Genomic DNA, 13258 nt, shown 5'->3' on the forward strand with positions numbered 1-13258 from the left:
AGGTCGTCGGCAGCGTCAGATGTGTATAAGAGACAGGCCTCCTTTCGTTGTATTCCCTACAAATAGGATAGCACATTTTGTTGAAGTTTCTTTATATTTATTTTATCTAGCACAACAAGTTAATTTAATTAAAATCTATAATAGAAAGAAGGGCAAGAATGTCAACACTCGAAAAGAGTGGTACACAGGATAAAAATGTGAAATTCAGAGATATTCAGTCTTTGCTTGCTGCCTTGGGATTTGAATATTATGGAGATAACCCGGAAAATATTAATATACAGCCGATGGGAAATAAAGCTAAGCCATATCAGGTAAGGCAGATTAGAAACTATTTACTAAAATATAAATTGTCGATATAAGGAGGTATCAGAATGTATAAATATGAACGTATTATATACTGGTCGAAAGATGATGAAGCATTTATTGTAGAAGTACCTGAGCTTCCTGGATGTATGGCGGATGGAGTTACAGCGCGGGAAGCACTGGAAAATGCTGAAATTGTCATTAAAGAGTGGATAGAAGTTGTCAAAGAGCGGGGGATGGAAGTACCAGAACCTAAAGGAAAACTTATGTATGCATAAAGACATGTTGCAAACAGAAGATAAATGTAATACAAATGCGTTTAACGTAACAAGGTCCTTGGAGTTTAAACTCTGAGGACTTTGTTTATTGCGAACAAAAGTTTTCCAACACTATTGTGTGAAAACAGCAAATATTATATAATAAATAGAAATAAACTATCTTTATTCTGGAAACAGATATGTTATGGTGTTATGGTTCACTTTCTGATAATAACACATAAATAGTTACTGTTCACTCCGTGACCAGTAACCATGAATACACAGCGTGTCTTGTATTGGATATTGATAAACACAGAAATGGAGGATACTATCATGATTAAGAGAATAGGTATGCTTACTAGCGGCGGTGACTGTCAGGCACTTAACGCTACCATGCGAGGAGTAGTAAAAGGACTGACCAACAATGTGGACGAATTAGAAGTTTATGGATTTGACGATGGATATAAGGGACTGATCTATGGCAAATACCGTATGCTTACAGCCAAGGACTTCTCAGGAATCCTTACACAGGGCGGAACGATCCTCGGAACTTCCAGACAGCCGTTTAAGCTGATGCGCGTTCCGGATGAGAATGGCCTGGATAAGGTTGAAGCAATGAAGCAGACCTATTACAAACTCTGCCTTGACTGCCTGGTAATCCTCGGTGGAAACGGAACCCAGAAGACTGCAAACCTCCTGAGAGAAGAAGGATTAAACATTATCCATCTTCCAAAGACCATTGACAATGATATCTATGGAACAGACATGACATTTGGTTTCCAGAGTGCAGTAAACATTGCAACAAACGCCATTGACTGCATCCATACAACTGCATCTTCACATGGTCGTGTATTTATCGTAGAAATCATGGGACACAAAGTAGGAAGCCTGACACTTCATGCAGGTGTTGCCGGTGGTGCAGATATCATCCTGATCCCTGAAATCCCATATGATATCAAGAAAGTCACAGCAGCTATCCAGAAACGTGCCAAAGCAGGCAAACGTTTCACGATCCTTGCAGTTGCAGAAGGTGCGATCTCCAAAGAAGACGCAGAACTTCCTAAGAAGAAATACAAAGAGAAACTGGAAGCCAGAGCAAAGAAATATCCGTCTGTTTCCTACGAGATCGCTGATCAGATCTTTAAAGAGATCGGAAGCGAAGTACGTGTCACAGTACCTGGCCATACACAGCGAGGCGGAGAACCATGCCCATATGACCGCGTTCTTTCTACAAGAATCGGCGCAGGCGCAGCACAGGCTATCATCGACGGTGAATACGGTGTAATGATCGGCGTGGTAAATGGCAAGATCAAACGAGTACCGCTTGAAGAGTGTGCTGGCAAACTTAAGATGGTATCACCAAAAGACCAGCTGGTACAGGCTGCTAAGCAGATCGGCATCAGTTTCGGTGACTGATAACGAAACAGTACTTGACTGGAAGATACCTTTTCATATAAGATACTGATGTAAAAAAGACCGCCGCGGGAATTTTTTCCGCGGCGGCTGTGATAATAAGAGAGGAGTTTGTTCATGAGTTACACTGCTCTTTACAGAAAATTCAGACCGGATAATTTTGCAGATGTCAAAGGTCAGGATCACATCGTGACTACCCTGACCAACCAGATTAAGCACAACCGTATTGGCCATGCCTATCTGTTCTGTGGAACCAGAGGTACCGGTAAAACAACAGTAGCCAAGATTCTGGCGAAAGCAGTCAACTGTGAACATCCCGTAAACGGCAGCCCCTGCAACGAATGCGCCATGTGCAAAGCAATCCAGGCAGGAACTGCAATGAATGTGATCGAAATCGATGCTGCATCCAACAACGGTGTAGACAACATCCGAGAGATCAGAGAAGAGGTTTCCTACCGCCCCACAGAAGGTAAATACAAAGTATACATCATAGACGAGGTTCATATGCTTTCCGTAGGCGCATTCAACGCCCTGCTGAAAACGCTGGAAGAACCGCCGTCTTATGTCATGTTTATCCTTGCAACAACAGAGGCACACAAGATTCCTATTACAATCTTGTCCAGATGCCAGAGATATGATTTCCACAGAATTACCATAGATACGATCGCTGCCAGACTGGATGAACTGCTCAAAGTCGAAGGCATAGAAGCCGAGGAAAAAGCAGTCCGCTATGTAGCGAAGGCAGGAGACGGTTCTATGCGAGACGCGCTTAGTCTTCTTGATCAGTGTATCGCCTTTTACCTGGGCCAGGAACTTACCTATGATAAAGTTCTGGAAGTTCTTGGAGCTGTTGACACAGAAGTATTCAGTAAACTTCTGCGAAAAGTAATCCAGGGAGATGTGACAGGTTCCATCCATATCCTGGAGGAACTGATCGTAGGAGGAAGGGAACTGAGCCAGTTTGTTGGAGATTTTACCTGGTATATGCGAAATCTTCTTCTTGTGAAGACATCTGAGGATCCGGAGGAAGCGATTGATGTTTCTTCAGAGAACATGAAGCTTCTGAAAGAAGAGAGCACGATGCTGGATGTGGAGACACTGATGCGCTATATCCGCATTTTTTCTGATCTTTCCAATCAGATCCGCTATGCCACTCAGAAACGAGTTCTGGTAGAGATTGCACTGATCAAACTCTGCCGTCCTGCAATGGAGACAAATCTGGATTCCGTTCTGGACAGACTGCGTGTACTGGAACAGCGTATGGATGAGCGCCCGGTGCAGCAGGTGATCGTACAGCAGGGAAACAGTGTGTCCGGTGCAGAAACTGGTGCAGTTGTTGCGGCAGCAGAGAAGAAGCCTCCGGCAAAAGCAGCTCCAGAGGATCTGCAGAAGATCGTAGCTGGATGGAGAGTGATCACAGGTCAGACAACAGGGATGTTCAAACAGATGCTTCAAAAGTCAATTCCGAAGTATAATGGTGAGACTGGAGAGCCAATCCTTTATGTAGAATTTCAGGATTTCCTGGGTCAGTCATATGTTGATGATCCAGATGCGAAGAAAGAACTTCAGGATATCATTGCCGCACAGACAGGAAAATCCGTAGAAATTGAGATGCTGGTAGCCAATCAGCATCAGCATACAAACCTGGCAGATATTACCGTGGATCAGGCAATCAGGGATAATATCCATATGGACGTTATTATAGAGGAAGATCCTGATGAACCACAGGAATAATGACCGGTTGAGAATCTGGCAGCCTGACAGGCAGTTATGACTGGATCCTGATGAGACATGAAACATATCAAGAATATAAATAAGAATGAATAACAAGGAGGATACCACAAATGGCAAAACGTGGAGGATTCCCGGGAATGGGTATGCCGGGAAATATGAATAATCTTATGAAACAGGCGCAGAAGATGCAGCGCCAGATGGAAGAGAACCAGAAAGCTCTCGAAGAGAAAGAATTCACAGCAACTGCAGGCGGCGGAGCTGTAGAAGTGACAATCTCCGGTAAGAGAGAAGTAACGAAAGTGAAACTTCAGGAAGAAGTAGTAGATCCGGACGACATCGAAATGTTGGAAGACCTGATCGTAGCAGCTACAAACGAAGCACTTCGTAAAGTAGAAGAAGAATCCACGGCTGTTATGTCCAAATTGACCGGTGGTCTGGGCGGACTTGGTGGAGGACTTCCATTCTGATGGAATACTACAGCAGTCATATCAATAAGCTGATCGAGCAGCTTTCCCATCTTCCGGGAATCGGTGCGAAGTCAGCACAGAGACTGGCATTTCACATTATGAATATGCCAAAAGATCAGGTAGACCAGCTTACATCATCTATCGTGAATGCAAGAGAGAACGTGCAGTATTGTAAATGCTGCTACACTCTTACAGACAGGGAAATATGTCCGATCTGCAGCAATGACAAGCGAGACCATTCTGTGATCATGGTAGTGGAGAATACCAGAGATCTTGCCGCTTATGAAAAAACCGGTAAATTTGATGGTGTTTATCATGTACTTCACGGTGCGATCTCACCTATGCTTGGAGTTGGACCAGATGATATCAAGTTGAAAGAACTTATGCAGCGTCTGACCAAAGACGATGTAAAAGAAGTGATCGTTGCCACCAACTCCAGTCTGGAAGGCGAGACAACAGCTATGTACATCAGCAAACTGATCAAGCCAACAGGGATTAAAGTCAGCAGGATCGCCAGCGGTGTTCCGGTAGGCGGTGATCTGGAATATATTGACGAAGTAACTCTGCTTCGTGCTCTTGAGGGTCGAGTAGAGTTATAATGTACAGGAGAAAGCTTTCCTGTACAATTAAACAAATAAGCGGTTGGCGAATAACTGCTTGACTTAACAGGCGAACGAAATTTGTTTGCTTGACGAAAAAATTGATATAAAGGAGGAGTACTTTTGTCAAAAAAGAAAGCAACTTCTTCCGATGTGGCCCAGAGAGCCGGAGTCTCCCAGGCAACTGTCTCCATGGTCCTGAATAAAAAATACAATGTATCTTTTTCCAGAGAAACCGTAGAGAAGGTAGAACAGGCAGCCAGAGAATTAGGCTACCAGCTTCCGGGCCGCAAAAACAAGAAAGACAGCAGGAAGGAGAAACTGATCGTTGTCTTTTGCCCAACTCTGACGAGCCCATATTATGTACTTCTGCTCCAGGGAGTAGAGGCAGTCGCAAACAAGCAAGGCTATGGCGTCTTTATCTGCAATACACAAAGAGATGCCCGTCTGGAGGAGAAATACCTTCGGATGATGCACACCATTCAGCCTCAGGGAATCATCTACAGCTGTAATCCAAATCCGGATTTCCAGCAGCAGGTAGAGGAACTGGCGCAGAGTATCCCCCTTGTTATTATCAGCAACAAGGAGAAAACCACCACAGTAGATGCTATTAATCAGGACAATACAGTGGTGGGAAAAATGATGGCAAGACATTTGCTTGATCTTGGACACAGAGATGTAGCATTTATCACTCCTCCGCTGACCAGAAGGCAGTGGCAGAGAAGTAAACGTGTAAACGGTTTTGTAAAAGAATTTGAGAAGGAAGGTCTGAAGGACCATGTGATCATCAAGGCAGCAGACGAATCCATTGATTCCAGAATCCCCCGGATGGACACCGAGTATTCCATGGGATATCAGCTTACGATGGAACTTCTGCAGGAGGGCAGACAGTTTACTGCTATTGCCGGTCAGAATGACATGATGGCAATCGGAGCACTGGATGCACTTCATGAGGCAAAGGTACATGTCCCTAGAGATGTGTCGGTGATTGGATGTGATAATATCTTTTATTCCAGTATTCGCAGAATTTCTCTGACTACTATCGATCATTTCGTAGCACTGAAAGGCCAGGATGCATGTGACATCATCCTGCGCAAGATCGATACCAGGGAGAGAGCCATGACAGACTCGGCCCCTATCAGTCTTTACAATATCGAATACACACCAAAGCTTATATCCAGGCGAACAACCGGATATGCAAGAACCCGGAAGAACCCTGCCGGGAAAATTAATTAAATACGCCATACGAAATTATTAATAATAATTTGGAACTTCAGAACACAACTGAAAATATGATATCCTGTAGAAATCTGTAAAAATGCTGATTGATAATCCTTTCACAAGGTGATTAGAATTAATAAAAAATATAATTATTAATAGAAAAATTATTAATAATTTTTCGGACACTTGACCTTCCGAAGAACTTTGATATAATGAAATCATCAACAAACGAACGCTTGTAAGTGAGCAAAAATTATTACTGTTCACATACCGTTGTCTCACAAAGAGTGGGCAATGGTCAAAAGCGAACAGTAACCAAATCAGGAGGGTTAAGAACATGAAATTTTTTATTGACACAGCCAAAGTAGAAGATATTAAAGCAGCTAACGATATGGGAGTAATCTGTGGTGTTACTACAAACCCATCTCTTATCGCAAAAGAAGGAAGAGATTTCAACGAAGTAATCAAAGAGATCACATCTATCGTAGACGGACCGATCAGCGGAGAAGTGAAAGCTACAACAACAGACGCTGAAGGAATGATCAAAGAAGGCCGTGAGATCGCAGCGATCCATCCAAACATGGTTGTTAAGATCCCTATGACAGTAGAAGGTCTGAAAGCAGTTAAAGTTCTTTCCGCAGAAGGAATCAAAACAAACGTTACTCTGATCTTCACAGCGAACCAGGCACTTCTTGCTGCAAGAGCTGGTGCAACATATGTTTCTCCATTCCTTGGAAGACTTGATGACATTTCCACAAGAGGCGTTGACCTGATCCGTGAGATCGCTGAGATCTTCGAAGTTGCTGGAATCGAAACAGAGATCATCGCAGCAAGCGTAAGAAATCCGATCCATGTAACAGACTGCGCACTTGCAGGTGCTGACATCGCAACTGTTCCATACAGCGTAATCGTACAGATGACAAAACATCCTCTGACAGATGCAGGTATCGAGAAATTCCAGAAAGATTATAAAGCAGTATTCGGCGAATAAGGAGAATTTACCATAATGGAAAAATTAGAACTTCAGAAAATTGCAAACGAAGTCCGCAAAGACATCGTTACAGCAGTACATGCTGCAAAAGCAGGACATCCGGGCGGATCTCTGTCTGCAGCAGATGTATTCACATATTTATATTTTGAAGAAATGAATATCGATCCTAAGGATCCTAAGAAAGCTGATCGTGACCGTTTCGTACTTTCCAAAGGCCACACAGCACCAGGATACTATTCTGCACTTGCAGAAAGAGGATTTTTCCCGAAAGAAGACCTGAAGACTCTTCGTCATCTGGGATCTTATTTACAGGGACATCCGGATATGAAACATATCCCGGGCGTTGATATGTCCAGCGGTTCTCTTGGACAGGGAATCTCTGCAGCAGTAGGTATGGCACTTTCTGCTAAATTAAGCAACGAAAGCTATCGCGTATACACTTTATTAGGTGACGGCGAGATTCAGGAAGGCCAGGTATGGGAAGCTGCTATGTTCGCAGGTCACAGAAAACTGGACAACCTTGTAGTGATCGTAGATAACAATGGACTTCAGATCGACGGTAAGATTGATGATGTATGCTCTCCATACCCGATCGATAAGAAATTTGAAGCATTTAACTTCCATGTGATCAACGTTGCAGACGGAAATGATATGGATCAGTTAAAAGCTGCTTTTGATGAAGCTAAGGCTACCAAAGGAATGCCTACAGCGATCATTATGAAAACTGTAAAAGGAAAAGGCGTTTCCTTCATGGAAAACCAGGCCGGATGGCATGGCAAAGCTCCGAATGACGAGCAGTATGCACAGGCAATGGCAGACTTAGAAAAGGTAGGTGAAGCATTATGTCAGAAGTAAAGAAGATCGCAACAAGAGCAAGCTACGGCGCTGCACTGGTTGAATTAGGTAAGAAACATGACAACCTGGTCGTTCTGGACGCTGACCTTGCTGCAGCTACTCAGACAGGTATGTTTAAGAAAGAATTCCCGGAACGTCACATCGACTGCGGTATTGCTGAGTGCAATATGATGGGTATTGCTGCAGGTCTGGCTACAACAGGAAAAGTTCCTTTTGCCAGCACATTTGCTATGTTTGCAGCAGGACGTGCTTTTGAGCAGGTTCGTAACTCTATCGCATATCCGAAGATCAATGTAAAGATCGGTGCTACTCACGGTGGAATCTCTGTAGGTGAAGATGGTGCAACACATCAGTGCTGCGAAGACTTCGCACTTATGAGAGCAATCCCGGGAATGGTTGTTGCATGCCCTTCTGATGATATTGAAGCAAAAGCTATGGTAGAAGCAGCTTACGAGCATGTTGGACCTGTATATATGAGATTTGGACGTCTGGCAGCTCCTGTTATCAACGACAGACCGGACTACAAATTTGAATTAGGTAAAGGTATCGTCCTTCGTGAAGGAAAAGACCTTACTATCATCGCAAACGGTCTTTGTGTAGCTCCTGCTCTTGAAGCAGCAGAGAAGCTTGCAGCAGACGGTGTAGATGCGAAAGTGATCAATATCCATACAATTAAACCTCTGGATGAAGAACTCGTAGTTGCAGCAGCCAAAGAAACAGGCAAAGTTGTAACTGTAGAGGAACATTCTGTAATCGGCGGACTTGGCGGCGCTGTATGCGAATGCCTGTCTGAAAAAGCTCCTGTACCTGTAAAACGTATCGGTGTAAATGATGTATTCGGAGAATCAGGTCCAGCTGTAGCTCTTCTTGAGAAATATGGTCTTGATGCTGAAGGTATCTACAAACAGATCAAAGAATTCGTATAATTTAAGATTCCCTGTGTTATGGTATCTGCCAGGGAAATTACAGTAGACAGTCGGGTAGTCTGAAGCGTCAACTGCTCCAGAAGTCCAGCGATGTTTACAATCCCTGTAATGTGAATATCACCTACAGGAGGAAGTTCTTTTTGAACTCCGGCACCTGGGTACAGTGCACCATCTGCGATGGTCACGTACCCGAGGTGCTTTTTTTGTCCAAGAGAGGCATCAATAGCGATCACCAGACTGTCAGGATGCAGAAGTTTGATCCTGCGGGAAATTTTTTCCAGATTCAGGGCATGTACGGGGGATTTCAGTGTGCCGTAAATATAAATGTCATGTACATTTAGTCGTTCGGTCAGCTGATGGCCGATATACGGACCGAGACAGTCTCCTGTTACCCGGTCGCTTCCGATACACAGAAAGACCAGTTCCGACCACTTGCCGGGGTAATGAAGAATGCATCTGTTCAGAAAAGAAGCAATTTCCTGCGGAGAGTTGCTTTTTTGCGAGTTTACATAAAATACCATACAGTCCTCCGGATGATTTTTTTACGTTCTTAGAAATATTTTCCATACCAATATCTATGTTTCATCATATCCCGTTCAGAGAGAAATTATGCACAGTGCAAAATCTGTCGCCAAATTCTTATAAATCTCTCTTACAAAGTGCTAAAATCTGCGATTTGCCTGTGCTATTCTGATACCCGAAGGGGTGATGAGATATGATAGAAGTAATCTATAAAGATGAATCTCAGGACGCAAAAAGCGGTGAAGAACCGTTCGGATTACCCAGAAATATACGCCAGATCGGTCTTGTACGCGACGATTATAAGATTTATATGGAAGACTATGTATACACATTTCTGGTAAGACTTGCCAGGTCAGAGAACGTATCAGGTGAGACGAAGGCACAAGTTGCGGTTCTCACAGGGGAGATTAAATGGCGTTCCCAGACTGCATATCTGTTCATAAAAGGGGCAATGATGGCAGAGGATATGGATGCAGCACCAGATCATATTGATTTTTCGGGGGAGCAGTGGAAAAAGATACAGAAAGAGCAGGAAAAGTATTTTGCAGAGCAGGAAATTGTAGGTTGGTTTTTTTCACAGCCTCAGCTTGTGCTGGAAGTTTCAGAGCTGATGACTAAGATACACATGAAACATTTCGGTGGCGAAAAAGTACTGATGCTTATGGAGCCGCAGGAAAGGGAGGATGCTTTTTTTCATTATGAGAATAATGAAATGGTGCATCTTGGAGGTTACTATCTCTATTATGAGAAAAATCCCAGTATGCAGACTTATATGATCGATAAGAATAAAGAACTTCAGCCGGAGGTGCAGGAACATTATGAGGATCAGGCTGTAAAAGATTTCCGAAAAATAATTACAGATAAAAAAGAGATAAAGAAGGAGTCGGCAGCTCCTTCTGTTTTTTCATATGGATTAACTGCGTGCCTGGCAATTGCAGTTTTGTCTGTGGGCGTGAATTTCTACAGGGGTTACCAGAAGACAACACAGCCAGGAACAGATGCTGCTACAGTTTCTTCTGTGATCGTTGAGGAAGTTACACCTTCACCGACAGCCAGAGCAGAGGAAACCGTTACTCCAACAATCAGGGAGGAAATTTCTCCGATTCCGATGGCAGCAAAAAAAGTTGGGACGGAAACAAAATCAGATAAAACCGGGCAGGTACCGGCGGCAAAAGTAGAAAATACAGAAAGTGCAGATAAAACAGAACAAATTTACCAGCAGGAAGCGGATGAACGCAAGGCAAAGAAACGTGTCAGGGAAGCTGCCGAAAAAGAGAACAGGGAGGCCGCATCAGATACAACGCATGAATCTTATGTGATCCAGCCTGGAGACACACTTTTTCAGATATGTATGGACAGATATGGGAGTGTGGAAGCTATTAGCCAGATCTGTCAGGTGAATGGGATATCAGCAGATGAAATCATTTATCCCGGACAAGTAATTGTATTACCTTAGAAAACTGTGCTATAATGAAACGAAAAAATGATATTAGGGTCAAGGATGTTTGGATTCTGATATTGTAAAATGCGGATTTGGGAATACACTATAAATCACAGCATAGTCAAAGAATAAATAAAAATGTAGATGAATTGAGAAATAAGGTAAGGGCTAAAATGGCAAATACAATCAGGAAATTGAAAAATAAACACAAAAAGAAAAAACTTCAGGCAGAAAAGAAAAGGCTGGCAAAGCAAAAAGGAATGTCTGTTGATGAATATGCAGATGATTATGAACGGAAATTATCCAGACATAAAAGAAATATAGTAAAGAAAACCGTCATTACAGTAGTGGCAATCGCTGCTGCTGTAACTGCTGTAGGATTCTATATAGAAAAGAGAAGCTACCATAACTATAAGGTGGTACAATCCAGCGAACAGGAAGATGTTGTATCTACAAATTATGTAGAAATGGATGGAGATATCCTTCGTTACAGTTCTGATGAAGTCTCTCTTGTTTCTGATAAGATGAGTACGCTCTGGAGTGAGACCTATCAGATGCAGAATCCAATCGCTGATGTGAACGGAACGCGTGCAGTGATTGCAGATAAAGACGGAAACACATTGGAAATATATGATAAATCGGGAAAAACAGGAAGCGTGACAACTTCTTACAGTATTATTAAGGCGAGGGTTTCTAAGAGTGGCTTGGTAGCGGCCATCCTTGATGGAGGAGATGATACCTGGATTGATTTTTACAGTACAGATGGAAGTCTGATTGCTGAAAATCAGACAAAGGTGGATGATCCTGGATATCCACTGGATATTGCCATATCTGAGGATGGTGTTGTTATGATGGTCACATATCAGTTTGTAGATGGCAGCGATACAACCAGTTATGTTGCATTCTATAATTTTGGAGATGTGGGACAGAATGAAGATGACAGAATCGTCAGTGGCTATAAATACGAAGGCGTAGTAGTACCACAGATTCAGTATCTTGATAATAACCGTTCTGTAGCACTTAAAGATAATGGTTTTACCCTTTATCAGGGAAGTCAGATTCCGAAGGAAACGAAAACCGTAGAAGTAGACAAAGAAATTGTAAGTACTTTTTTAGATAATGACATGATTGGTCTTGTGTTCAAAAATGACAGCAAAGATAAACAGTATACAATGGAAGTATACACTACAGATGGTAATCTGAAATTCACACAGGATTTTAACATTCCGTATACAACAATTAAGCTGAGTGATGGAAATATTTTAATGTATAACAGCTCTCAGATGTGTGTAATGAACAGCAGAGGAGTTCAGAAATATCTTGGAAGTGTAGATGGGACAATTAAAGATTTCTTTAAAATCGGATGGAACCGATATCTCCTTGTACTTGACAGTGGTGTAGATGTGATAAAATTGAGTTAGGAGGAATCAAATGACTTTAACATGGGCTGGAGTCATTGCTGCACTCTTACTGGCATTTGCCTGTGTCAGGGGATATAAACGGGGACTGATACGAGAGGTTGTTTCACTTGTATGTGTATTTTTGTCGATGTCTATTGTATGGTTTGTGAATCCGTATGTAAATCAGTTTATCCGTGAGACAACATCTGTTTATGAGAAAGTGCAGGACAGTTGTCAGGAGTTTGTAGAAAAGAAATACAGTATGCAGATAAACAGCGGAGAAGATCAGGATGCATTTATAAATGAAATGAATCTGCCAGATCTCCTGAGCGAAGGGCTGGCTCAGAATAACAATTCGGATATTTACCAGTATCTGGCCGTAACCACTTTTTCTGATTATATTGCACAGTATCTGGCGCGTATGGCAGTAAACGGGATTTCCTTTCTGATTTCGCTGCTGATGTCAACTATCCTAGTGCGAAGTGTGACGTGGATGCTCAATCTCGTATCCAGACTTCCGGTTATCCACGGTATGAATAAGATAGCAGGAGCATTTCTGGGAGCAGCGAAGTTCCTCATTGTAATATGGATACTGTTTCTGGCACTGACGATTGTATGCAATACAGAGATAGGAGAAGCTGTTCTTCAGATTGTTAAGAAAGACTACATTTTAAGCTATCTGTATGATCAGGATATCCTGATAAAGATATTTATGAGTATTTTTTATCAATAGGCAGGGAAATTGAAGTTATTGTAAAAAAATGTGTAAAAAAATGTAAAATAGTGCTTGACGTGCAGAAAAAATAATGATATGATAAATCCGCTTCTGAATGAGGCGGATTTTTTTCAACAGACAACAAAGTATTTGGTTGAATAAAGTTGAAAAAAAGATAAAAAAGATGTTGACAGGAAACTGAAGACATGATATTATATCAGAGTTGCTGATGGAACATTAGCAAACATCGAAAAAGAACTTGAAAAATTAAATAAAAAAGTTCTTGACAAGATGAAAAACGAGTGATATAATAAACAAGCTGTCGCAAGACAGACAACCTTGATAACTAAACAGTGAAACACATACGATTCTCGAAAATTCTTTACATTTTTAAGAACGGTTGAATAAACCAAA

Annotated in this window: 14 protein-coding genes; 13 read left to right on the forward strand and 1 reads right to left on the reverse strand. The window is 42.2% G+C overall.

Annotation, left to right across the window (positions count from 1 at the left end):
- The first annotated feature begins 158 nt into the window (after positions 1-158).
- The 10 genes from ACTNES_RS15470 to ACTNES_RS15515 all read left to right on the forward strand — a co-directional run bounded on the left by ACTNES_RS15470 (position 159) and on the right by ACTNES_RS15515 (position 8766).
- Positions 159-359 carry a type II toxin-antitoxin system HicA family toxin gene (locus ACTNES_RS15470; protein WP_291804248.1) on the forward strand — a complete coding sequence of 67 codons (201 nt, stop codon included), beginning with the start codon at positions 159-161 and terminating at the stop codon, positions 357-359.
- Positions 360-371: 12 nt separating this feature from the next.
- Positions 372-581 carry a type II toxin-antitoxin system HicB family antitoxin gene (locus ACTNES_RS15475; protein ID WP_320813665.1) on the forward strand — a complete coding sequence of 70 codons (210 nt, stop codon included), beginning with the start codon at positions 372-374 and terminating at the stop codon, positions 579-581.
- Between the two features lie 312 nt (positions 582-893).
- Positions 894-1976, forward strand: coding sequence for a 6-phosphofructokinase (locus ACTNES_RS15480; protein ID WP_216460143.1), 1083 nt, complete (start codon positions 894-896; stop codon positions 1974-1976).
- 114 nt (positions 1977-2090) lie between these two features.
- The gene (gene dnaX / locus ACTNES_RS15485) at positions 2091-3707 is read left to right on the forward strand and encodes a DNA polymerase III subunit gamma/tau (protein ID WP_216460144.1); all 1617 of its coding nucleotides are present in this window, start codon (positions 2091-2093) and stop codon (positions 3705-3707) included.
- Between the two features lie 110 nt (positions 3708-3817).
- Positions 3818-4174, forward strand: a complete 357-nt coding sequence (locus tag ACTNES_RS15490; protein WP_008706923.1) for a YbaB/EbfC family nucleoid-associated protein — start codon at positions 3818-3820, stop codon at positions 4172-4174.
- Positions 4174-4773 (forward strand): recombination mediator RecR, encoded by a 600-nt coding sequence (gene recR / locus ACTNES_RS15495; RefSeq protein WP_216460145.1) that lies wholly within the window; start codon positions 4174-4176, stop codon positions 4771-4773. The genes ACTNES_RS15490 and recR overlap by 1 nt, the downstream gene beginning before the upstream one ends.
- Positions 4774-4896: 123 nt before the next feature.
- Complete coding sequence (locus tag ACTNES_RS15500; protein ID WP_291804217.1) at positions 4897-6009, forward strand: LacI family DNA-binding transcriptional regulator; 1113 nt, start codon at positions 4897-4899, stop codon at positions 6007-6009.
- Positions 6010-6331: 322 nt separating this feature from the next.
- Positions 6332-6985 (forward strand): fructose-6-phosphate aldolase, encoded by a 654-nt coding sequence (gene fsa / locus ACTNES_RS15505; RefSeq protein WP_216460147.1) that lies wholly within the window; start codon positions 6332-6334, stop codon positions 6983-6985.
- 15 nt (positions 6986-7000) lie between these two features.
- Complete coding sequence (locus tag ACTNES_RS15510) at positions 7001-7840, forward strand: transketolase (protein WP_019160570.1); 840 nt, start codon at positions 7001-7003, stop codon at positions 7838-7840.
- Positions 7828-8766 carry a transketolase family protein gene (locus ACTNES_RS15515; protein WP_216460148.1) on the forward strand — a complete coding sequence of 313 codons (939 nt, stop codon included), beginning with the start codon at positions 7828-7830 and terminating at the stop codon, positions 8764-8766. The genes ACTNES_RS15510 and ACTNES_RS15515 overlap by 13 nt, the downstream gene beginning before the upstream one ends.
- Here ACTNES_RS15515 and yyaC read toward each other — a convergent pair.
- Entirely contained in the window at positions 8739-9287 is a 549-nt protein-coding gene (gene yyaC, locus ACTNES_RS15520) for a spore protease YyaC (RefSeq protein ID WP_291804208.1), read from the reverse strand. The two genes, ACTNES_RS15515 and yyaC, sit on opposite strands and share 28 nt — an antisense overlap.
- A 194-nt stretch (positions 9288-9481) precedes the next feature.
- Between yyaC and ACTNES_RS15525 the strand changes: the two genes are divergently transcribed.
- The 3 genes from ACTNES_RS15525 to ACTNES_RS15535 all read left to right on the forward strand — a co-directional run bounded on the left by ACTNES_RS15525 (position 9482) and on the right by ACTNES_RS15535 (position 12862).
- The gene (locus tag ACTNES_RS15525; RefSeq protein ID WP_300334973.1) at positions 9482-10744 is read left to right on the forward strand and encodes a LysM peptidoglycan-binding domain-containing protein; all 1263 of its coding nucleotides are present in this window, start codon (positions 9482-9484) and stop codon (positions 10742-10744) included.
- Positions 10745-10902: 158 nt separating this feature from the next.
- Positions 10903-12150 carry a DUF5711 family protein gene (locus tag ACTNES_RS15530; protein ID WP_291804202.1) on the forward strand — a complete coding sequence of 416 codons (1248 nt, stop codon included), beginning with the start codon at positions 10903-10905 and terminating at the stop codon, positions 12148-12150.
- A gap of 10 nt (positions 12151-12160) precedes the next feature.
- Positions 12161-12862 carry a CvpA family protein gene (locus ACTNES_RS15535; RefSeq protein WP_216460152.1) on the forward strand — a complete coding sequence of 234 codons (702 nt, stop codon included), beginning with the start codon at positions 12161-12163 and terminating at the stop codon, positions 12860-12862.
- Positions 12863-13258 lie beyond the last annotated feature (396 nt).

The organism is Blautia sp. HCP3S3_D9 (genome assembly GCF_052063845.1).
In the GTDB taxonomy this organism is placed as follows: domain Bacteria; phylum Bacillota; class Clostridia; order Lachnospirales; family Lachnospiraceae; genus Blautia_A.